The sequence below is a fragment of the Acetobacter estunensis genome (assembly GCF_011516945.1).
Taxonomy (GTDB): domain Bacteria; phylum Pseudomonadota; class Alphaproteobacteria; order Acetobacterales; family Acetobacteraceae; genus Acetobacter; species Acetobacter estunensis.
In genome coordinates, this window is record NZ_WOTH01000012.1 from 46,984 (window position 1) to 67,569 (window position 20,586).

Consider the following 20,586-nt stretch of genomic DNA (forward strand, 5'->3'; position numbering starts at 1 on the left):
GGCGATGCTGAGCGACAAGGACCGGATTTACACCAATCTCTACGGCCAGAACGATTGGCATCTCGCGGGTGCTCGCGCGCGTGGGGATTGGGATGACACCAAAGCCATTCTCGACAAGGGTCGCGATTGGATCGTGAGTGAGATGAAGGCGTCGGGCCTTCGCGGACGTGGTGGCGCGGGCTTCCCGACGGGTGTGAAGTGGTCCTTCATGCCGAAGGGCGATGGGCCGCTGCCGCATTACCTCGTCATCAATGGGGACGAGTCCGAACCGGGCACCTGCAAGGACCGCGAGATCCTGCGCCATGAGCCGCACAAGCTGATCGAGAGTGCACTGATCGCCTCCTTCGCCATGGGGGCGCACGCGGCTTACATCTATATCCGCGGCGAGTTCTATAACGAGGCACGGCATCTCCAGATCGCGGTGGATGAGGCCTACGAAGCCGGGCTGCTGGGCAAGAATGCGGCGGGCACCGGCTGGGATTTCGATTTCTACATCCATCGTGGCGCGGGTGCGTATATCTGCGGTGAGGAAACGGCGCTGCTGGAAAGCCTTGAAGGCAAGAAGGGCCAGCCGCGCATGAAGCCGCCTTTCCCGGCGGGGGCGGGTCTGTATGGGTGCCCGACGACGGTGAACAATGTGGAGTCCATCGCCTCGGCCTCCACCATTCTGCGTCGTGGGGCCGCGTGGTTCTCCGCTCTTGGTCGTCCGAACAATGCGGGCACCAAGCTGATGGCCATCTCAGGTCATGTGAATACGCCCTGCGTGTTCGAGGAAGAGCTGGGTGTTTCGATGAAGGAGATCATCGAGAAGCATGGCGGCGGCGTGCGCGGCGGGTGGGATAACCTGCTGGCTGTCATTCCCGGCGGCTGCTCGGTGCCGGTGTTGCCGAAAGAGACCTGTGAGACCGTGCTGATGGACTATGACAGCCTGCGGGCCGTGCAGTCCGGTCTGGGCACCGGCTGCATGATCGTGATGGATAAATCCACCGACATCATCAAGGCGATCGCCCGTTTTTCACAGTTCTTCAAGCATGAGAGTTGCGGTCAGTGCACGCCCTGCCGTGAAGGCACGGGCTGGATGATGCGCGTGATGAACCGGATGGTCGAAGGACGGGCGGAGATCGAGGAGATCGACATGCTCGAACAGGTCACGCGGCAGGTGGAAGGCCACACGATCTGCGCGCTGGGCGATGCGGCAGCGTGGCCGATCCAGGGGCTGATCCGCCATTTCCGTCCGGTGATGGAAGAGCGCATCCGCACCTATAAACGGCAGCATGGCGGCTCGCAGCAGGTGCAGGTGCCTGTCGGTGCGCCGCTCGCCACGATTGCGGCGGAGTAAAGCGGATGGTCAAGGTTATCGTTGACGGCATTCCGGTCGAGGTTCCCGCTGGGTCTTCCGCGTTGCAGGCGTGTGAGGCGGCGGGCAAGGAAATCCCACGCTTCTGCTACCACGAGCGTCTGTCGGTCGCGGGTAACTGCCGCATGTGTCTCGTGCAGGTGGCGCGTGCGCCCAAGCCGGTGGCATCGTGCGGTTTCCCGGTGGGCGAGGGAATGCAGATCTTCACCGACACCGAGACCGTGCGGAAAGCACGGCGGGCGGTGATGGAGTTCCTGCTCATCAACCATCCACTCGATTGCCCGATCTGCGATCAGGGGGGCGAGTGCGACCTTCAGGATCAGGCCTACGGGTATGGCAGCGGCATGTCCCGCTACCATGAAGACAAACGCGCCGTGACCGACAAGAATCTTGGGCCGCTGGTCAAGACGGTGATGACACGCTGCATCCAGTGCACCCGCTGCGTGCGTTTCTCCACGGAGGTGGCGGGCACGCCAGAGTTGGGCGGTATTTCGCGCGGCGAAAATCTGGAGATCACCACCTATGTCGAGAAAGCACTGACGTCCGAGCTTTCGGGCAACCTGATCGACATCTGCCCTGTGGGCGCATTGACGTCGAAGCCTTCGGCCTTTCAGGCGCGGCCGTGGGAATTGAAAAAGACGGACGCCATCGACGTGATGGACGCGGTGGGCACCAACATCGTCATTCAGGCGCGGGGCGGCGAAGTTAAGCGCATCGTGCCGCGCATCAATGACGAGGTGAACGAGGAGTGGCTGTCCGACAAGGGACGCTTCTCTGTGGATGGCCTCAAGCGTCGTCGTCTCGATCGGCCTTGGGTGCGCGTGCATGGCAAGCTGCATCCGGCTTCGTGGCAGGATGCATTCGTGGCCATAGCCAAACGTCTCGAAGGTGTGCCCGGCTCACGGATCGGCGCGATTGTGGGCGATCTGTGCGAGGCCGAGAGCATCATGGCGCTGCGTGATCTGATGCACGCGCTCGGTTCAAGCAACCTCGATTGCCGTCAGGATGGTGCGCAATACGATCTGACCGATCGTGCGAACTACATTTTTGCCGATGGCATCACGGGCATTGATGAGGCGGACGCGGTGCTGGTCGTGGGCGCGAATGTCCGTCAGGACGCGCCGGTGCTCAATGCGCGCATCCGCAAGCGGTATCTCTCGCTTGGGCGCGGCGGTCTGCCGATTGGCGTGATCGGCACGCTGCCCTCCGATCCGACATGGGCCTATGAGCCACTTGGCGATGATCCGACGGCGCTGAACGCGCTGATGGATGGCACGGAAGGCTTCGCCGCGAAGCTCAAGGCGGCCAAGCGGCCTTTGATTATTGTCGGGCAGGAAGTTCTGGTGCGTGAGGATGCGCTGGCGATCCTCGCCGGGTGCCGCAAAGTGCTGGCAGCGGGTGAGCGGGCGGAAGGCTGGCACGGTTTGAACATCCTGCACACGGCGGCCTCGCGCGTGGCGGCTCTGGATCTGGGCTTCGTGCCCGGCAATGGCGGCCGCAGCGTGCGCGGGATGCTCAGCGGCGGTGTGGATGTGCTGTGGCTGCTGGGCGCGGATGAGTTTCCTGTTCACTCCATCAGCCCGGACACGTTCGTGGTCTATCAGGGCCATCATGGGGACGCAGGGGCCGCGCGCGCGGATGTGATTCTGCCGGGTGCGACCTACACCGAGAAAGAGGGCACCTGGGTCAACACAGAAGGGCGCGTCCAGCGTGGCTTTCAGGCGGTGTTCCCGCCGGGCGAGGCCAAGGAGGACTGGAAAATCCTGCGTGCTGTCTCGGAAGTTCTGGGGGCGACGCTGCCCTATGACACGATTGGCGCATTGCGCGAACGAATGCAGCTTGGCGTTTCATCGGCGGCCGCTGCGCCTGAGGTAGCCAGTCAGGTGGCGCTCGACGCACGGCCTCTTGTACCGGCAACACACGGATATTACCTGACAAATCCGATCAGCCGGGCCAGTCCGACCATGAATGAGTGCGCGGCGGTGTATGCGCCGAGTGCGGCTGTAGCGGCGGAGTAGGAACGTGGCGTATTTTTTCCTCCGTACGCTGATCGGTCAGATCATTCTGATCGCTCTTGAAGCGCTGGCGGTGCTGGTGCCGCTGCTGATCGCCGTGGCCTATCTCACGCTGATGGAGCGCAAGGTGATGGCCGCGATGCAGTTGCGTCGCGGGCCGAACGTGAACGGCATTTTCGGTCTGCTTCAGGCTTTTGCCGACGCGATCAAGATGATCACCAAGGAGACCATCATTCCGGCGGGGGCCAACAGGTTCCTGTTCCTGTTCGCTCCGTTCCTCACCTTCTCGCTGGCCATGCTGGCCTGGGCGGTGATCCCGACCGGCAGCGGGCTGGCGGTGGCCAACATCAATGTGGGTATTCTCTACCTGCTCGCTATTTCCTCGCTGGGGGTTTACGGCACCCTGATCGCGGGCTGGGCGTCCAATTCCAAATACGCCTTTCTCGGTTCGCTGCGAGCGGCGGCGCAGATGGTGTCCTACGAAGTCTCCATCGGCTTGGTGATCGTCTCGGTACTGCTGGCGGTGGGAAGCCTGAACCTCAATGACATCGTGCTGGCGCAGCAGCACATCTGGTTCTGCGTGCCGATGTTCCCGATGTTCATCGTGTTCTTCATCTCGGCGCTGGCCGAGACGGGGCGCGCACCGTTCGACCTTCCCGAAGGCGAGAGCGAACTGGTGGCTGGCTTCTTCGTGGAATATTCCTCGCTGTCGTTCGGCCTCTTCTTCCTTGGTGAATACGCCAACATGATCCTCATGTCCGGCATGGTCAGCATCCTCTTCCTTGGTGGCTGGTTGCCGCCGCTCGGGATCGCGCCCTTTACATGGGTGCCGGGGCCGCTGTGGTTCATCGCCAAGATTCTGTTCTGTCTTTTCGTGTTCATCTGGACCCGCGCAACCTTTCCCCGCTTTCGCTACGATCAGCTCATGCGGCTGGGCTGGAAGATCTTCCTGCCCATGTCCCTGCTGTGGATGATCGCGACGGCCGGGTTCCTTCTCGCGACGGGCATGTTGCCGCAGGGAGCAAGCTGATGGCTGGCATGGACCGCGCACTGAAGTCTTTTCTTCTGACCGAGATCGTCTCCGGCATGGTTTCGACCTTCAAGACGATGTTCAAGCCGAAGGTCACGCTGAACTATCCCTATGAAAAGGGACCGCTCTCGCCGCGTTTCCGGGGCGAGCACGCCCTGCGCCGCTACCCCAATGGGGAAGAGCGCTGCATCGCCTGCAAACTGTGCGAGGCGACGTGCCCGGCGGAGGCCATCACGATCGAGGCCGAGCCGCGCGAGGACGGCTCGCGCCGCACCACGCGCTACGACATCGACATGACCAAGTGCATCTATTGCGGTCTGTGCGAGGAGGCCTGCCCGGTCGACGCGATCGTGGAAGGGCCGAACTACGAGTTCGCGACCGAGACCCGCGAGGAGTTGATGTACAACAAGGACAAGCTGCTCGCGAACGGGGACCGCTGGGAAAGCGTGCTGGCACGGAGGCTCGAACTCGATGCGCCGTATCGCTGATCGTCCCGTCATGACGACCTGCTCCAAGGGAAGGGCGGCCTGATGCTCCAGTTGATCTTCTATGTGTTCGCGACGATCCTTGTCGCTTCTGGCGCGATGGTCATCAGCGCGCGCAATCCGGTTCACTCGGTGCTGTTCCTGATCCTTGCGTTCTTCAACGCGGCGGGACTGTTCCTGTTGGCCGGGGCCGAGTTCCTCGCGATGATCCTTGTGATCGTCTATGTCGGCGCGGTCGCGGTGCTGTTCCTCTTCGTGGTGATGATGCTCGACATCGACTTCACGAAGATGCGCGAAGGTTTGCAGAAATACGCGCCGTTCGGGGCGGCGGTGGGCTGCATCCTGTTCGCGGAACTGGTGATGGCCGGGCTGCACTGGATGTTCTCGCCCGTCATGCCGCTGCCCATCACGGGTGGGCTGGGACAGATGGGCGGTCCGGTGACCAATACCGGCGCGCTCGGCACGCTGATCTACACGCATTATCTGCTGCTCTTCCAGCTTTGCGGGCTGGTGCTCCTGGTCGCGATGATCGGCGCGATTACGCTCACGCTGCGCGACCGTCCGACAGGGCGCCGTCAGATCATCTCGCTTCAGCACGAGCGCAAGCGCGCCGACACGCTGGAGATGATGGATCTGCCGCTCGGTCAGGGCACGGACGCCAATGGCGGTTTCCTGCGCCCGCATGACTCCTACTACGTCACGGCGGTGCCCGGTTCCTACGGCGTGCCAGAGGCCGTCGAGGAGGAACACGAGGAACTGGTGGTCCGCGAAGGAGAGGAACGATGAACGCTGCGATCGCCCAGATCGGGCTTGGTCCCTACCTCACGGTCAGCGCGGCGCTGCTGGTGCTGGGCGTGTTCGGGATTTTCCTCAACCGCAAGAACATCATCATTATCATGATGTCGATGGAGCTGATCCTGCTCTCGGCCAATCTCAACCTCGTGGCGTTTTCGGCCGCTCTGGGGGATCTGTCGGGACAGGTGCTCACGCTGTTCGTGCTGACCATCGCCGCTGCTGAAGCGGCGATCGGGCTGGCCATTCTCACCGTCTATTTCCGCAACCGTGGCTCGATTCAGGTCGAGGACGTTGCGACGATGAAGGGCTGAGCACCATGCAAGCCGCACTCATCCTTTTCTCGATTGCCATTCTTGCCCCTCTGGGTGGCTCCCTGATCGCGGGGCTGTTCGGACGACGCATGGGCGACGGTCCGGCGCAGGCCGTGACCATTGCCTTCATGCTGGTGGCGACGCTGTGCAGTTATGGCGCGCTTCTGGGCGGTCTGATCGGTGGCGGGATGCCCGGCGTGGCACTGTTGGCGCACTGGGTGGATGCGGGGTCGTTCCATGTGAACTGGGCGCTGCGCTTCGACACGCTCTCGATCACCATGGCGGCCATGGTGCTGACAGTCTCGCTGCTCGTGCATGTGTACAGCCTCGGTTACATGGCGCACGATTCCATGCCGCGGTACCGGTTTTTCTCGTACCTCTCGCTGTTTACCTTCGCCATGCTGATGCTGATCTCGTCCAACGACCTGATGCAGCTCTTCTTCGGTTGGGAGGGCGTGGGTCTCGCGAGTTACCTGCTCATTGGCTACTGGTATCAGCGCCCGAGCGCCTGTGCAGCGGCCATCAAGGCCTTCGTGGTCAATCGTGTGGCGGACCTGTTCTTTCTGGTGGGCATCGGCCTGATCTTCGTGGTGTTCGGCACCATCCAGTATGACGACATCTTCGCTACCGTGCCGGATCAGGTGAACACGACGTATCATCTGTTCGGCGCCAATCATTCGGTGCTGGAACTGATCGCGACCCTTCTGTTCATCGGGGCGATGGGCAAGTCGGCGCAGTTGTTCCTGCACACATGGTTGCCGGATGCGATGGAAGGCCCGACGCCGGTCTCCGCCCTGATCCATGCGGCCACCATGGTCACGGCAGGCGTATTCCTGATGGCGCGCATGTCGCCGCTGGTGGAGTTTGCGCCCGATACGCGCATCTTCATCGTGCTGATCGGGGCGACGACCTGTTTCTTCGCCGCAACCGTGGGGCTGGTGCAGCCCGACATCAAACGCACGATTGCCTATTCCACCTGTTCGCAGCTTGGCTACATGTTCATGGCGATTGGTGTGGGCGCGTATCAGGCGGCGGTGTTCCATCTGACCACGCACGCTTTCTTCAAGGCGCTGCTGTTCCTTGGTGCGGGCTGCGTGATCCATGCTCTTCATGACGAGCAGAACATGTTCCGCATGGGCGGTCTGTGGAAGAAAATCCCCGTGACCTACGCTGTCATGTGGATTGGCAGTCTGGCGCTGGCGGGTGTGTTCCCCTTTGCGGGTTACTGGTCCAAGGATGCCATTCTCAACGCCGCATGGGCTTCGCATTCGGGCATCGGCACCTATGGCTGGGTGCTGGGCACGATCACGGCCTTCATCACGGCGCTGTATAGCTGGCGTCTCATCTTCCTCGTCTTCCACGGTACGCCGCGCGATCAGCACGCACACGATCATGCGCATGAAAGCCCGCCGGTGATGATGGGTCCGGTGGTGATCCTCTCCATTGGCGCCGTTGTGGCGGGTGTCGTGCTGGCGCCGTTTTATATCGGCGGCAAGCAGGCGGCTTTCTGGAGCGGGGCGATCTTCAACGCGCCGGGCAACACCATCATGGAGCGTCTTGAGGACGTGCCTGCTCTGATCGGGCTGCTGCCGAGCATCGTGGGGCTTGCTGGCATTGCGCTGGCCTATGTTCTCTACATCGCCAAACCCGAACTGCCCGCGTCCATCGCCACGTCCTTTCGGCCGATCTACCTTTTTCTGCTCAACAAATGGTATTTCGACGAGTTGTATGACGTGATCTTCGTTAAGCCCTACGCCTTTATCGCGCGTGTGCTGTGGCGGGGTGTGGATGAAGGCGCGGTGGAGAAGCTGCCCGTCGGGCTGGCGCGTGCCACCCGCGATACGGCGATTGTCGCTACCCGCACGCAGACCGGCTCGATCGCGGTCTATGCGCTGACCATGCTTGTGGGCCTCGTGGTGCTGGTCACCACCGTGGTGTTCTTCCAATGAGCGCCGTCTTTCCGACTGATCTGATGAACGTCATGGAGTACGGGCGATGAACTGGATGCTTGCCTTGCCGGAACTGGTGCTGGCGGTCAGTGGTCTTGTCGTGCTTTCGGGCGGCGTTCTGACGAAGAAGGGCCATGCGTTCCTGCCCACGGCGGCGCTCACCATCGCGGCGTTCGTGGCGACGATCTTTCTCGTCGGCCTGTCCCCGGATGGCGTGGGGTATCATGGCCTGTTTCAGGTCGATGCCTTCGCGCGTTTCATCAAGGTGCTGGCCCTGATCGGGGCCATCGTGGCGGTGGCGCTTTCGGTGGGGCATCGCGATGAGGGCCATGAGCTTCCGTTCGAGATGCCGGTGCTGGTGCTGTTCTCCACGCTGGGCGCGATGGTGATGGCGTCGTCCGCCAGCCTGATGACGCTGTTCGTGGGGCTGGAGTTGTCCTCACTCTCCATCTACGTGCTGTGCGCGATTGAGCGGGATCGCCCGCAGGCGGCGGAATCCGGACTGAAATATTTCATTCTTGGATCGCTGGCTTCAGGGCTGCTGCTTTACGGCATCTCGCTGGTCTATGGCTTTGCCGGGACGCTGTCGTACGCGCCCATCGCCGCCGAGATCAACAGTGTGGGCGCGCTGCCGCTGGGTCTGGTGATCGGTGTTGTGTTCATGCTGGTGGGACTGGCGTTCAAGCTGTCCGCCGTGCCGTTTCATATGTGGACGCCGGATGTCTATCAGGGCGCACCCACGCCCGTGACGGCTTACATGGCGGGTGCGCCGAAATTCGCGGCGTTCGCGTTGATCCTGCGTGTGATGAGCGGTCCCTTCGGGGCGATGTCTCCGCGCTGGCAGATCCTCGTGGAAGTGATCGCGGCGATGTCGATGCTCTTCGGCTCGTTCGCGGCCATTCCGCAGCACAATATCAAGCGACTGATGGCCTATTCCTCCATCGGGCACATGGGCTACGCCATGATGGGTCTGGCGGCCGCCTCTCCCGCCGGGACGACGGGCACGCTGGTCTATCTTTCGACCTATCTGGTGATGAACGCGGGCACGTTCGGTGTGATCGAGGCCATGCGGCGTCGCGGGCAGGAAGTGGACGAGATCTCGGATTTGGCGGGACTTGGTCGCACCAACCCGGGCATGGCGCTGATCCTTGCCATCTGCATGTTCAGCATGGTGGGCGTGCCGCCTCTGGCCGGGTTCTTCGGCAAGTTCATGGTGTTCGCTGCAGCCTGGCAGGCGGGGCTGTATCCGCTGATCTTCCTCGGTGCGGTCTCTGCCGTGGTGGGCGCCTATTACTATCTGCGCGTGGTGAAGGTGGCGTGGTTCGATGCGCCAGCGGCACCGTTCGACCGTCCGGCGGCCTCTGTCTCCTTCGTGTCCATCGCCATGGGACTGGCGACGGTGCTGTTCCTGCTGGGGCTGGGGCCGATCAGCGACGCTGCACGGGCAGCGGCCATGGCGCTCGTTGGCTGAGGGGCGCGTGACGGACGGGGCTTTCGGCCCGGTTCCATTGGGTTGGCGGTTCGAGGTGTATGACGAACTGCCCTCCACCTCCGATTTATGTGTCGAGCGGGCAGATGGAGGCGAAGGCGGCTGCCTCGCGGTCCTTGCCCGTCGTCAGACGAAAGCGCGAGGCAGCCGGGGGCGTTCGTGGTCCGATCCGGGCGAAAGCTTGGCGCTTTCCGTTCTGTTGCGGCCGGAAGAGGCGGAGCGAGCGCGTCCCGATATATGGCCGTTTCTTGCGGCTCTGGCGTTTCACGATGCTCTGGGAGGCGAGCGCTCCAGTTCCCGGCTGCGCATCAAATGGCCCAATGACATTCTGTACGATGGCCGCAAGCTGGGCGGCATCCTGATCGAGACCGGCGGCGGAGCGTCCCCGTGGGTGGTGATCGGGTTTGGTGGAAACCTGACATCTTCGCCCGCTGTGCCGGGCCGACGGCTGGCGTGTCTGGGGGAGTTTCGGGTGGACTGCGCGCCCGAACCTCTGGCGCTACGGCTGCTGGAGGCGCTGGACGTGTGGCGGACGGTTCTGGCGCAGAAAGGCGTGGCGGCTCTCCATGCCGCGTGGCTTGCGCGCGGGCTGCCCCTTGGCTCGCCTCTTGTGGTTCGGGGCATGGGAACCTATGCTGAAGGCCTTTTCATGGGCATTGGAGAGGGCGGGGAACTGCTCCTTGATTGCAACGGCAAGGTGGAGCGTGTGATTACCGGTGATGTCCTCTTTGGCAATCACGTGACAAACGAAGTGGGTTCCGGTCGTGCTGCTGGTCATTGACGCTGGCAACACCAACGTCGTCTTTGCCGTGGATGACGGCGAAAAATGGCGCGGCACATGGCGCATCTCGATGCAGACCGCGCGGACCACGGACGAATACGCTGTCTGGCTGCTGACCCTGCTGCACAATGAAGGTCTCTCGCCTCGTGACATCACCGGTGCCGCCATTGGAACGGTGGTGCCGGCCGCGCTTTATCACCTGCGGCAGCTTTGCCGGCAGTATTTCGAGGTCGAGCCGCTTATTGCCTCGCCGCGGCTGGACTGGGGGTTTTCGATTGCGCTGGACAACCCGCAGGAAGTGGGCGTGGACCGGCTGCTCAACGGATTGGCGGCGCACAGGCTGTATGGCGGTCCGCTTGTGGTGATCGACTTTGGCACGGCTACGACGTTCGATGTCGTGGGAGGAGATGGAACCTATTGCGGCGGCGTGATCGCGCCGGGCATCAATCTTTCGGTGGAGGCGCTGCATACGGCGGCGGCGCGTCTGCCACGCATCGGAATTGGACGGCCCGAAGGCGGGCTGGTGATCGGGCGGAACACGAACATGGCCATGCGGTCGGGCGTGTTCTGGGGGTATATCGGACTGGTCGAGGGGATTGTTGAGAGGATCCGCAAGGAATTCGGGGCATCCATGAAGGTGCTTGCGACCGGCGGTCTGGCTCCGCTCTTTTCGGAAGGCACACGTATCTTCGATCACATCGATCCTGAACTGACCATCAATGGATTGCGGTTTCTGGCCGAACGTAACCCGGAACCGCCACTGCACAACGCATCTGACATCACACAAGAAGGATGACCTGACGATATGACAGAACACGACGACGGTCTGGCCTTCCTGCCTCTGGGCGGGACGGGCGAGATCGGCATGAACCTCAACCTCTACCGGTTGGGCGAGACATGGCTGGCTGTGGATTGCGGCATCGGCTTTTCGGGCAACGATACGCCGGAAGCCGAGATTCTGGTGCCCGATCCCACCTACATCATGGAGCGTCGCGACAAGTTGGCCGGTCTGGTCATCACGCACGCGCATGAAGATCACATCGGCGCTGTGGCGCATCTGTGGACGCGGCTGGGCTGCGCTATCTACGCCACGCCGTTTGCTGCGACTGTCCTGCGCCGCAAGCTGGGCGAGGCGCGGCTTGATCAGCAAGTGAAGATCCACGTCATCAAGTGTGGCGGACGCTTCAATGTCGGTCCGTTCGACATTGAGTTCATCCCTGTGACGCATTCCGTGCCGGAAGCGCAGGCGATGGCCATCCGCACGCCGCACGGGCTTGTGGTCCACACAGGCGACTGGAAGCTCGATCCGTCCCCCATGGTCGGGCCGCCGACGGATGTGGAGCGTCTGCGTCAGATCGGTGACGAGGGCGTGCTGGCGCTGGTGTGCGACAGCACCAACGTCATGACGCCGGGCGCATCGCGTTCCGAGGGCGAAGTGCGCATTGGGCTGACGGAGCTGATCTCCTCGCTCAAGGGGCGCATCGCGGTGACGTGCTTCGCGTCCAACGTGGCGCGTGTCGAGACCATCGCCATGGCCGCGCAGGCGGCGGGGCGCACGGTCGTGCTGGTGGGGCGTTCGCTGCGTAATCTCGATGTGGCGGCGCGTGAGTGCGGCTATCTCTCGGGCGTGCTGCCGTTCCTGACGGAACACGAAGCCAACGATCTTCCCGATGAACAGGTGGTGATGATCATCACCGGCAGTCAGGGCGAGCCGCGCTCGGCACTTTCGCGCATCGCCTCCGACACGCATCCGTCCATCGCGCTGGGCGAGGGCGATACGGTCATCTATTCCAGCCGTATGATCCCCGGAAACGAACGGGCCATCATGCAGGTGCAGGACAATCTGACCCGTCGCGGCGTGCGCGTCATCACCGACAAGGACGGGGTGATGATCCATTGCTCCGGTCATGCCACGGCGGACGATGTGCGGACGATGTACGACCTCATCCGCCCGCAATACGCCGTGCCGACGCATGGCGAGTGGCGTCACCTGACGGCGCATGCCGCGCTCGCTCAGGAAAAGGGCATTGCCGCCGTTCTTCTGGAAGACGGGGACATCCTCAATCTGGCGCCGGGCAAGGTGCAGGTGGTGGACACGGCTCCCACGGGTCGCCTGGCAGTGGACGGCAATCGCCTGCTGGCCATGACGGGCGATGTGCTGACCGCGCGCCGCAAGATGCTGTTCAACGGCATCATCATCGCGAGCTTCGCGGTGGACGATGAGGGCTATGTGATCGGTGAGCCCAAGATCAGCGCGCCGGGCCTGCTGGAGCCGGATGAGCCTGAGAGCATCCGTGTGCGTGAGGAGTTCGCGCAGGCGATCGACGAGATCCCCGACGAGTTGCGTCTGGACGATCAGGCGTTTCGCGAGGCCGCCAAGACGGCGTTGCGTCGCGCGCTGGGCCGCAAGCTCCAGAAGCGTCCGCTGGTGGACGTTCACGTCCTGCGCGTCTGATCCCGCTCGCCCCGCGACGGCTTTCAGCGGTCGCGGGGGCTGGGCGCTTGCATCCTGCGCCCGCGTGGGAGAACAGTTACGCCTCCGATGTCATCCGGTTGGGTGACGCTGTTTCAATGCCTTGCATTTCTGTCACGAGAGTTGTCGCGCATGCGCCTGTCCCGCAGTTTTCTGCCCACCCTGAAGGAAACCCCGGCGGAGGCGCAGATCGCGTCGCACCGTCTCATGCTGCGCGCCGGTTTGGTGCGTCAGACGGCTTCGGGCATCTACACCTGGTTGCCGGCGGGCCTGCGGGTGCTGCGCAATATCGCCAATATCGTGCGTGAAGAGCAGGATCGTGTGGGCGCGCAGGAAGTGCTGATGCCCACGATCCAGTCCGCCGATCTGTGGAAGAAATCGGGTCGTTACGACGCTTATGGTCCCGAGATGCTCCGCATCAAGGACCGTCACGAGCGTGAACTGTTGTACGGACCGACGAACGAAGAAGTCATCACCGACATCTTCGGGCAGGCGGTGAAGTCCTACAAGGAACTGCCGCAGGTTCTTTATCAGATCCAGTGGAAGTTTCGTGACGAGGTGCGTCCGCGTTTTGGCGTGATGCGGGGCCGCGAATTCTACATGAAGGACGGTTACGGCTTCGATATCGACTACGAGGGCGCGGTCGATACCTATCGCCGCATGATGCTGTCCTATCTTCGCACTTTCCAGCGTCTGGGCGTGCGCGCGGTGCCGATGGTGGCCGACACAGGCCCGATCGGCGGCGATCTGAGCCATGAGTTCCTGATTCTTGCCCCCACTGGGGAGAGCGGCGTGTTCTATGACGGCGCGCTGGACACGTTGGACTGGCTGGCCGATCCGGTGGACGTGGACAAGTCCGAGGATCTGGAGCGCTTCTTCAACAACGTTTCGTCTTATTACGCCGCGACGGACGAGAAGCATGACGAGACGGCGTGGGCGTCCGTCCCGCAGGATCGTCGCCGTGAAGGGCGCGGCATCGAAGTCGCGCACATCTTCTATTTCGGTACCAAATACACCAAGTCGATGGACATCACGGTGACGGGGCCGGACGGCTCGCCGGTTTATCCGGAGATGGGATCGTATGGCATCGGCGTGTCGCGTCTGGTGGGCGCGATCATCGAAGCCAGCCATGACGAAAACGGCATCATCTGGCCGGACAGTGTCGCCCCCTTCAAGGCTGCGATCCTGAACCTCAAGGTGGGTGACGAAACCTGTGATGCGGTGTGCGAGACGATTTACAACAAGGCTCCCACGCAGTTCCTCTATGACGACCGCAGCGACCGCGCGGGTGCCAAGTTCGCGGATGCGGATCTGATGGGCCATCCGTGGCAGATCATCGTCGGTCCACGTGGAGCCAAGGACGGCAAGGTCGAACTCAAGCGCCGTGCCACGGGCGAGCGGTTCGAACTGTCCGCCGATGAAGCGCTGGTGAAAGTGCTCGCTCCGGCCGCGGAGGGCTGATGTTCAACGCCTTCGAGCGCGCCGTTGCCGGGCGTTACCTGCGCGCCCGCAAGGGGGAGCGGTTTGTCTCGGTCATCGCCATCTTCTCGCTGGTGGGGATCGCGCTGGGCGTGGCCACGCTCATTATCGTCATGGCGGTGATGAACGGCTTCCGCTCCGACCTGATGGGCCGCATCCTTGGCCTCAACGGTGATCTTTCGCTCTATGGCGTGACACGCTCGATCACGGATTACGATGATGTGGCCGCACGGGTGCGCAAGGTGCCGGGCGTGGTCAGCGCCACGCCGCTGCTTGAGGGACAGGTGCTGCTGAGTGCCGGCAACTACAGCGCCGGTGGTGTGGTCCATGGCATGACAAGGCAGGGGCTGACGGATCTGTCGGCGGTCAGTTCGTCCATCATCGCCGGTTCATTGGATCAGTTCGATGGCGATGACGCCGTGGCCATCGGTGTGACGCTGGCGGATCGTGCGGGGCTGAACATCGGCTCACAGATCACGCTGGTCTCGCCCAATGGCGCGGCGACGGCGTTCGGCACGATGCCGCGTGTGCGGGCCTATCATGTCGTGGCGATCTTTGACGCGGGCGTGAACGATTACAATGCGGGCTATGTGTTCCTGCCGCTCAAGGCGGCGCAGGTCTATTTCCAGATGCCCAATGCCGTCAGCCAGATTCAGGTGATGACGAAGGACGCCGAGAATGTGCGGCCCATCACGCAGGCCATCGTGAACACGCTGCGCGATCCGCGCATCCGGGTGTTGGACTGGACCCGCAGCAACAATGCGTTCTTCGGCGCCGTGCAGGTCGAGCAGAACGTAATGTTCCTTATCCTGACGCTGATTATTCTGGTCGCGGCGTTCAATGTCATCTCGTCCCTCATCATGATGGTGAAGGACAAGACGGTGGACATCGCGGTTCTGCGCACGCTTGGAGCTACGCGCGGTGCGATCATGCGCATCTTCCTGATGTGCGGCGCGTCCGTCGGCGTGACGGGCACGGTGCTCGGCACGCTGATCGGTGTGGTGTTCTGCGAAAACATCGAGCGTATCCGCCAGCTTTTGCAGAAACTGACGGGCACCAACCTGTTCAACCCGGAGGTCTATTATCTTGAGCATCTGCCCGCCAAGCTGGTGTGGGGACAGGTGATCGAGGTGATTGTCATGGCGCTGGGTCTGTCGCTGCTGGCGACGCTCTATCCCTCATGGCGTGCGGCCAAGACGGACCCCGTGGAGGCGCTGCGTCATGGCTGAGGCGGTGATGCATCTGCGCGATGTGGCGCGGGAGTTCGTCAGTGGCGACGAGACGTTGCATGTCCTGCGCGGCGTAAACTTTACGCTCAATGCGGGTGAGACGGTGGCGCTCGTGGCCCCGTCCGGCACGGGCAAGTCCACGTTGCTGCATGTGGCGGGACTTCTGGATCACCCTGACAGCGGCACGGTGCGGATTGCGGGCAGAGACGCGGCCAAGCTGCCGGACGGCGAGCGCACCGCTATCCGCTGTTCCGAGATCGGCTTTGTCTATCAGTTCCATCATCTTCTGGGCGAGTTCACGGCGCGTGAGAACGTCATGCTGCCGCAGATGATCGCGGGCGTGCCGAAAGCGCAGGCGCGTGTGCGGGCGGATGAACTGCTTGGCCTGTTCGGGCTGGGACATCGGCTGAACCATCTGCCGGGCAAGCTTTCGGGCGGTGAGCAGCAGCGCGTCGCGATTGCCCGTGCGTTGGCCAATGCGCCGTCAATCCTGCTGGCGGACGAGCCGACCGGCAATCTGGATGTGGCGACGGCGGATGTGGTGTTCGATGAACTTCTGCGGGTCGTACGGGGGTCCGGTCTGGGAGCGTTGATCGCCACCCATAACGACGATCTGGCACGGCGCATGGATCGGGTGGTGGCGCTGCGCGACGGTGTGCTGGTCGAACTATAGGTGCCCTCGCGGATATGTGAGGGGTGTTTCACCTGTCGGTCATTGTGGTGCATCATAAACGAGACACAACAGGCCGGTGAAAGGGCAGCGAAAGAATGAAGGCTTTGGGAGCGGCGGCGCTGGCCGTGACGGTGGCAGCGTGGTCTTCACCCGCCTTGTGCGAAACAGCGGGCGAGACGACCGCTCCCACCGCCGGTTCCTTGTCCGTCATGGGCGAGACGCCGCCCACAGCCCCCACCGATCCAGCCTCTTCTGTCGTGCCGCCGGAGAGCGTTCCTGCACCGCCCCCCGTGATCGTGCCGCCTCTGCCGTCGCTGGACGATGACGCCGCGCGTGCCGAGGCCATGAAACTGTCTGTCGCGATGCGGCGCGAGGTCGTGGGCGTGCAGAAGCTGACCGCCGATCAGAAGGCGAAATGGGTGAAACTGGCGCAGGACCAGATTGCACAGTCCGATTTTCGCATTACCCGTGCACAGGTCATTGCCGTCGTGGATCGTAACCCGAAGGTGCAGCGTCTGGCGCTCATTCTTGCCCTGCCGGACACGACCGACTGGATGGTGATCGGCAGCGTGAAGGTCTCCACCGGCACGACGGGCCGCAAGTATTACTACATCACGCCGACGGGCGTGTTTCCCAACACAACGGATCGTCTGGGTTATCGCGCCGAAGGGACGAAGAACGAGAACGGCATCCGGGGCATTGGCGCCAAGGGAATGCGCGTGTGGGATTTTGGCTGGCACAATGCGGTGAAAGGCTGGCTCACCAAAGGTGAGACGGGCGACATCCGGTTGGAAATGCACGCTACGGACCCGCAGTTCCTTGAATGGCGGCTGGGGCATCCGGCGTCCGAAGGCTGCGTGCGGATTCCCGCGACGTTCAATGTGTTCATGGATCATCACGGCCTGCTCGACGTCGAATACGAGCAGGCAGCGAGTTACGATCCGCGTTTCAAGGCATTGTTGCCGAAGGACCGGGTGCCGTCTCCGATTGCAGGTGAGGCGCTGGTGGTGGTGGATTCTGGTGAGGTGCCGAGTGATCGGGCGTTGCTGGAGGCACGGAAGGCTTAGGGACGAAGGGCGGCTTACGCCCTCATGTCGGTCATTCGCAAAGCTCTATATAGCAAGGGAAAGCGGAATTCTGGTAATTGCTATTGTACATGTGGAAGGCATCTGTGACACCTTACTTGTTTGGCCTGCATTTTAAGCATGGCAAAATATCTTGCGGGCGTGAGATATTCATCTAACAATCAGATTTTATCATGCTTTTAATAAAGGCAATACGCAAAGGAAAGTGTATCGTGAAATACAAAAGCTACTCAAGTTCTTCGCAAGCAAAAGACCCCGAAAACAATATCCCAACATTTCATGATTATTGTGTCACTGGCGCAGATCATAAAAATAAAACAAACCATTGTTTCTCGACATTTCATTTGTGGAGATTGGTTTTAAAGAAAAAAAATGATGAACTTATCGAAATGTGGGAAGATATGGATTGGGTTTCTCCTGAAAAAATATTAGATATTCTAATTAATTCTGTAGATAATTTGTATTCCGGTAAGGAGAACTTTGCAAGTATTGAAACGGGTGAAAAAATAGAGCTTGAATTTAGAATTGCGCATAATGCTAGCTCTTTTGATTTAAGTAAGATGCCAGGTAAACCTCCAAAATAGATACAGAATAGAAGTTTTCATAATGGAAATGGCCTGTTTCCTGAAGCATCTCTACAACCGTAGAAGCTGCTCAATCTACGTAATGTCATCCAATGTCAGGTTTTGCGCCTCAATTGAGAGATAGGAGACATTCCGTTTCCCCCCCAAAGCCGACATAAACATTACCTACAAAACGGCAACTTAGCCCCAAACCACCCCACAAATGTCAGCAGCCCTTCCCGGGTCCGTCGGGGGCAACCACACCCCCGACACCACTTCCCCTCAAGCCGGCAGCGCTTCCGGCTCCGCCCGTGTCCGCTTCACCAGCAGCTTGTTCAGCGCATGGACATAGGCCCGTACGGCGGAGACCACCGTGTCCGCATCTGCGCCCTGACCGTCCACCATCTTGCCGTCCTCTTCCAGACGCACTGTGGTGCGTGCCTGTGCGTCCGTACCTTCGGTCACGGCGCCGACCGAGAACAGGGCCAGACGGGCATCGTGTGGGAAAGCGTGGCGGATGGCATTGAAAGCCGCGTCCACGGGGCCGTTGCCGGTGGCGGTGGCTTCCACCAGTTCGCCATCGATTTCCAGTTCCAGCGTGGCCTCGGCGGGACGGCGTGAACCGCCTTCCACATCCAGCGCGAGGAAACGGATGCGAGCGTGATCGCGCACTTCGTCATCGACCAGCGCCACGATGTCGTCGTCGTAGACAACCTTCTTGCGGTCGGCCAGATCTTTGAAGCGCTGGAATGCCTCGTTCAGCTTGTCATCATCCAGCGTGTACCCCAGCGCCGCCAGTTTGTCGCGGAACGCAGCGCGGCCCGAGTGCTTGCCCAACACCAGCGAGGACTTGGACCAGCCCACGCTCTCCGGCGTCATGATCTCATAGGTAGCGGCGTTCTTCAGCACGCCGTCCTGATGGATGCCGCTCTCATGCGCGAAGGCGTTGCGCCCGACGATGGCCTTGTTGGGCTGCACATCGAAGCTGGTGATGGTGGACAGCATCCGCGATAGCTTGAGCAGCTTCGTGGTCTCGATGCCGGTGGTGTAGGGATACTGGTCGTGGCGCGTGCGGATCGCCATGACGATCTCTTCCAGCGCCGCGTTGCCCGCGCGCTCGCCAATGCCATTGATGGTACATTCCACCTGCCGCGCGCCGCCGCGCAGGGAGGCCAGCGTGTTGGCGACGCCCAGACCCAGATCGTTGTGGTTGTGGGCCGAGAAGATGACCTGATCCGCGCCCGGCACGCGCTCCTTGAGCATGGAGAAGATCTTCTCCATGTCTTCGGGCGTGGCATAGCCCACGGTGTCGGGGATGTTGATGGTGGTCGCACCCGCCTTGATGGCGGCCTCCACGCAGCGACACAGGAAGTCCGGCTCGGTGCGTGAGCCGTCTTCGGCGGACCATTCCACATCCGCGGTCAGGTTGCGGGCGGCTTTGTTGCCTGCGGTGATGATCTCCAGAACCGTCTCAGGCTCCATCCGCAGCTTGTATTTCATGTGCAGCGGAGAGGTGGAGATGAAGTTGTGGATGCGTCCGCGCTCGGCATGGGCGATGGCTTCGCCTGCGGCCTGAATGTCGTTCTTGCCGCCGGAGCGGGCCAGCGCGCAGACGACGGCGCCCTTGGCCACGCGGGCGATTTCAGCCACGGATTCGAAATCACCTTTGGAGGCGACGGGGAAGCCCGCTTCGATCACGTCCACGCCCAGATCGGCCAGCGCTTCGGCCATGCGCAGCTTTTCCTCCAGATTCATGGAGAAGCCGGGCGACTGCTCGCCATCACGCAGCGTGGTGTCGAAAATGAAGACGCGGTCGTTGCTGACGCGGCCGAAAGAAGGATGTTCGAAGGTCATGGATGCCTCGGAAGTGACGTGTCTTGGTCCCTGTTTCGTCCTCGCTTACGGACGAAACGCCCTGCTCGCAATATCCCCTGGGCGTACCGGCGTTGGGCCAGTCTGCTCGCTCAGGGGCGGATAAGTCGAAGGAGAAGAAGCTGGGAGAGGCCGCACGCAGCCGTGGCGCGAAAGCGCTTCATCGACTCGGAGGTGGTGCGGACGGTCGTCATGGAGGCATTACATACAGAATCGAGGCGGCGTTGCAACCACAAGACGCCGCCTCCTTATCCTGCGCGGGTAAGGCGCGGTCAGTCCTGCGGGACGAGGAAACTGCCGTCATCCAGCCGGATGGCGTGCTGTGCGGCGTGGGCGCAGGTGGCTGTGCGGACATCGTCGGGCAGGGTGGAGAGGTCCGTCATCTGCCCCGCTGCCGTGGTCAGACGACCGACGCCACCAGCCGGATAAGCAGGATCGCCCTTTACATCATCGCGCTTGGCGAGTGAGCGCCCGACGGAGCGGACGGTCGTGTCATCGTCGATGCCGTGGGCGTAGCAATAATACATCAGGCCGGCGACATTACCGACGGAAGCGTTGTCCACGGACGGTCCCGGTCCAACCTTCACTTCCGGCAGAGCGACCTTCACGTCAGGAAGCGTGATGCCGCTGTCATCGGTCTTGGTGGTCGTGTCGGCTGCGTGAGCGGCGGGCACGGCGGCGGCCAGTGTCAGGCAGCCGAGGGCGGCGAGGGCGACCTTGCGCACTGTGTTCATGGTTAACCTCCTGAAAATCCGAACAACGAGTGCAGTGTTCGTTTCTCGTTGGAGGGCGGCAAGAGCGCTACGTGCCGGTCTGTCATGCGTATGTCAGGTCTTTGCCTCGGTCGGAACGCATGATGAAAAGAGGAAATAGCTTCAGAACCTGAAAGTGTACTGGATTTGTACGGTTATTTATCGCTCAAGCATCTGTGAATACGTGTGCGGTAGTGGGGCTGGCGTGCCGTCACCTGAAAGGCAGAACGGGACGCCGAGCATCAGCC

18 protein-coding genes are annotated in these 20,586 nt (G+C 61.8%); 16 read left to right on the plus strand and 2 right to left on the minus strand.

The genetic code is table 11. From position 1 onward, the window contains the following. Window positions 1-4 precede the first annotated feature (4 nt). From nuoF to GOB87_RS07935, 16 genes are all read left to right on the plus strand, one after another. Window positions 5-1,339, plus strand: coding sequence for an NADH-quinone oxidoreductase subunit NuoF (nuoF, locus tag GOB87_RS07860; protein ID WP_166314713.1), 1,335 nt, complete (start codon window positions 5-7; stop codon window positions 1,337-1,339). A 5-nt stretch (window positions 1,340-1,344) separates the two neighbouring features. Next, window positions 1,345-3,375: an NADH-quinone oxidoreductase subunit NuoG gene (gene nuoG / locus GOB87_RS07865; protein WP_166314716.1), complete on the plus strand. Its 2,031-nt coding sequence runs from the start codon at window positions 1,345-1,347 to the stop codon at window positions 3,373-3,375. A 4-nt stretch (window positions 3,376-3,379) separates the two neighbouring features. Beyond that, the gene (gene nuoH / locus GOB87_RS07870) at window positions 3,380-4,402 is read left to right on the plus strand and encodes an NADH-quinone oxidoreductase subunit NuoH (protein ID WP_166314719.1); all 1,023 of its coding nucleotides are present in this window, start codon (window positions 3,380-3,382) and stop codon (window positions 4,400-4,402) included. After that, window positions 4,402-4,890, plus strand: coding sequence for an NADH-quinone oxidoreductase subunit NuoI (nuoI, locus tag GOB87_RS07875; RefSeq protein ID WP_166314722.1), 489 nt, complete (start codon window positions 4,402-4,404; stop codon window positions 4,888-4,890). The genes nuoH and nuoI overlap by 1 nt, the downstream gene beginning before the upstream one ends. A gap of 42 nt (window positions 4,891-4,932) precedes the next feature. Then, complete coding sequence (locus GOB87_RS07880) at window positions 4,933-5,673, plus strand: NADH-quinone oxidoreductase subunit J (protein ID WP_166314725.1); 741 nt, start codon at window positions 4,933-4,935, stop codon at window positions 5,671-5,673. Further along, complete coding sequence (gene nuoK, locus GOB87_RS07885; RefSeq protein ID WP_194303270.1) at window positions 5,670-5,993, plus strand: NADH-quinone oxidoreductase subunit NuoK; 324 nt, start codon at window positions 5,670-5,672, stop codon at window positions 5,991-5,993. Before GOB87_RS07880 ends, nuoK begins: the two co-directional genes overlap by 4 nt. A gap of 5 nt (window positions 5,994-5,998) precedes the next feature. Then, window positions 5,999-7,942: an NADH-quinone oxidoreductase subunit L gene (gene nuoL / locus GOB87_RS07890; protein ID WP_166314728.1), complete on the plus strand. Its 1,944-nt coding sequence runs from the start codon at window positions 5,999-6,001 to the stop codon at window positions 7,940-7,942. A gap of 46 nt (window positions 7,943-7,988) precedes the next feature. After that, window positions 7,989-9,413, plus strand: coding sequence for an NADH-quinone oxidoreductase subunit NuoN (nuoN, locus tag GOB87_RS07895; RefSeq protein ID WP_166314731.1), 1,425 nt, complete (start codon window positions 7,989-7,991; stop codon window positions 9,411-9,413). A gap of 7 nt (window positions 9,414-9,420) precedes the next feature. Continuing rightward, on the plus strand, window positions 9,421-10,212 hold the full coding sequence (locus GOB87_RS07900; RefSeq protein ID WP_264805842.1) for a biotin--[acetyl-CoA-carboxylase] ligase: 792 nt from the start codon (window positions 9,421-9,423) through the stop codon (window positions 10,210-10,212). Further along, complete coding sequence (locus GOB87_RS07905) at window positions 10,196-11,008, plus strand: type III pantothenate kinase (RefSeq protein WP_166314737.1); 813 nt, start codon at window positions 10,196-10,198, stop codon at window positions 11,006-11,008. Before GOB87_RS07900 ends, GOB87_RS07905 begins: the two co-directional genes overlap by 17 nt. A gap of 9 nt (window positions 11,009-11,017) precedes the next feature. Then, window positions 11,018-12,667, plus strand: coding sequence for a ribonuclease J (locus tag GOB87_RS07910; RefSeq protein WP_166314740.1), 1,650 nt, complete (start codon window positions 11,018-11,020; stop codon window positions 12,665-12,667). Window positions 12,668-12,817: 150 nt separating this feature from the next. Then, window positions 12,818-14,146, plus strand: a complete 1,329-nt coding sequence (gene proS / locus GOB87_RS07915; RefSeq protein ID WP_166314743.1) for a proline--tRNA ligase — start codon at window positions 12,818-12,820, stop codon at window positions 14,144-14,146. After that, window positions 14,146-15,393 (plus strand): lipoprotein-releasing ABC transporter permease subunit, encoded by a 1,248-nt coding sequence (locus GOB87_RS07920; RefSeq protein ID WP_166314746.1) that lies wholly within the window; start codon window positions 14,146-14,148, stop codon window positions 15,391-15,393. Before proS ends, GOB87_RS07920 begins: the two co-directional genes overlap by 1 nt. Beyond that, a complete protein-coding gene (locus GOB87_RS07925; RefSeq protein WP_166314749.1) occupies window positions 15,386-16,066 on the plus strand; it encodes an ABC transporter ATP-binding protein in 681 nt (226 codons plus the stop codon). Before GOB87_RS07920 ends, GOB87_RS07925 begins: the two co-directional genes overlap by 8 nt. A gap of 95 nt (window positions 16,067-16,161) precedes the next feature. Continuing rightward, on the plus strand, window positions 16,162-17,133 hold the full coding sequence (locus GOB87_RS07930) for a L,D-transpeptidase (RefSeq protein WP_242006242.1): 972 nt from the start codon (window positions 16,162-16,164) through the stop codon (window positions 17,131-17,133). A 230-nt stretch (window positions 17,134-17,363) separates the two neighbouring features. Next, window positions 17,364-17,735, plus strand: coding sequence for a hypothetical protein (locus GOB87_RS07935; protein ID WP_166314752.1), 372 nt, complete (start codon window positions 17,364-17,366; stop codon window positions 17,733-17,735). A gap of 261 nt (window positions 17,736-17,996) precedes the next feature. On the opposite strand, the gene GOB87_RS07940 is transcribed toward GOB87_RS07935, so the two are convergent. Both GOB87_RS07940 and GOB87_RS07945 read right to left on the minus strand, forming a co-directional pair. Continuing rightward, the gene (locus GOB87_RS07940; protein ID WP_166314755.1) at window positions 17,997-19,568 is read right to left on the minus strand and encodes a 2-isopropylmalate synthase; all 1,572 of its coding nucleotides are present in this window, start codon (window positions 19,566-19,568) and stop codon (window positions 17,997-17,999) included. Window positions 19,569-19,858: 290 nt separating this feature from the next. Then, entirely contained in the window at window positions 19,859-20,320 is a 462-nt protein-coding gene (locus GOB87_RS07945; protein ID WP_166314758.1) for a hypothetical protein, read from the minus strand. Window positions 20,321-20,586 lie beyond the last annotated feature (266 nt).

What these genes read in the sequence shown, in the direction of transcription:
- GOB87_RS07910 (WP_166314740.1), top strand. Translation starts at nt 11,018, where the DNA reads ATGACAGAACACGACGACGGTCTGGCCTTCCTGCCTCTGGGCGGGACG.
- nuoL (WP_166314728.1), top strand. Translation starts at nt 5,999, where the DNA reads ATGCAAGCCGCACTCATCCTTTTCTCGATTGCCATTCTTGCCCCTCTG.
- nuoF (WP_166314713.1), top strand. Translation starts at nt 5, where the DNA reads ATGCTGAGCGACAAGGACCGGATTTACACCAATCTCTACGGCCAGAAC.
- GOB87_RS07880 (WP_166314725.1), top strand. Translation starts at nt 4,933, where the DNA reads ATGCTCCAGTTGATCTTCTATGTGTTCGCGACGATCCTTGTCGCTTCT.
- GOB87_RS07925 (WP_166314749.1), top strand. Translation starts at nt 15,386, where the DNA reads ATGGCTGAGGCGGTGATGCATCTGCGCGATGTGGCGCGGGAGTTCGTC.
- GOB87_RS07920 (WP_166314746.1), top strand. Translation starts at nt 14,146, where the DNA reads ATGTTCAACGCCTTCGAGCGCGCCGTTGCCGGGCGTTACCTGCGCGCC.
- proS (WP_166314743.1), top strand. Translation starts at nt 12,818, where the DNA reads ATGCGCCTGTCCCGCAGTTTTCTGCCCACCCTGAAGGAAACCCCGGCG.
- GOB87_RS07945 (WP_166314758.1), bottom strand. Translation starts at nt 20,320, where the DNA reads ATGAACACAGTGCGCAAGGTCGCCCTCGCCGCCCTCGGCTGCCTGACA.
- nuoK (WP_194303270.1), top strand. Translation starts at nt 5,670, where the DNA reads ATGAACGCTGCGATCGCCCAGATCGGGCTTGGTCCCTACCTCACGGTC.
- nuoI (WP_166314722.1), top strand. Translation starts at nt 4,402, where the DNA reads ATGGCTGGCATGGACCGCGCACTGAAGTCTTTTCTTCTGACCGAGATC.
- GOB87_RS07930 (WP_242006242.1), top strand. Translation starts at nt 16,162, where the DNA reads ATGAAGGCTTTGGGAGCGGCGGCGCTGGCCGTGACGGTGGCAGCGTGG.
- GOB87_RS07940 (WP_166314755.1), bottom strand. Translation starts at nt 19,568, where the DNA reads ATGACCTTCGAACATCCTTCTTTCGGCCGCGTCAGCAACGACCGCGTC.
- nuoG (WP_166314716.1), top strand. Translation starts at nt 1,345, where the DNA reads ATGGTCAAGGTTATCGTTGACGGCATTCCGGTCGAGGTTCCCGCTGGG.
- nuoN (WP_166314731.1), top strand. Translation starts at nt 7,989, where the DNA reads ATGAACTGGATGCTTGCCTTGCCGGAACTGGTGCTGGCGGTCAGTGGT.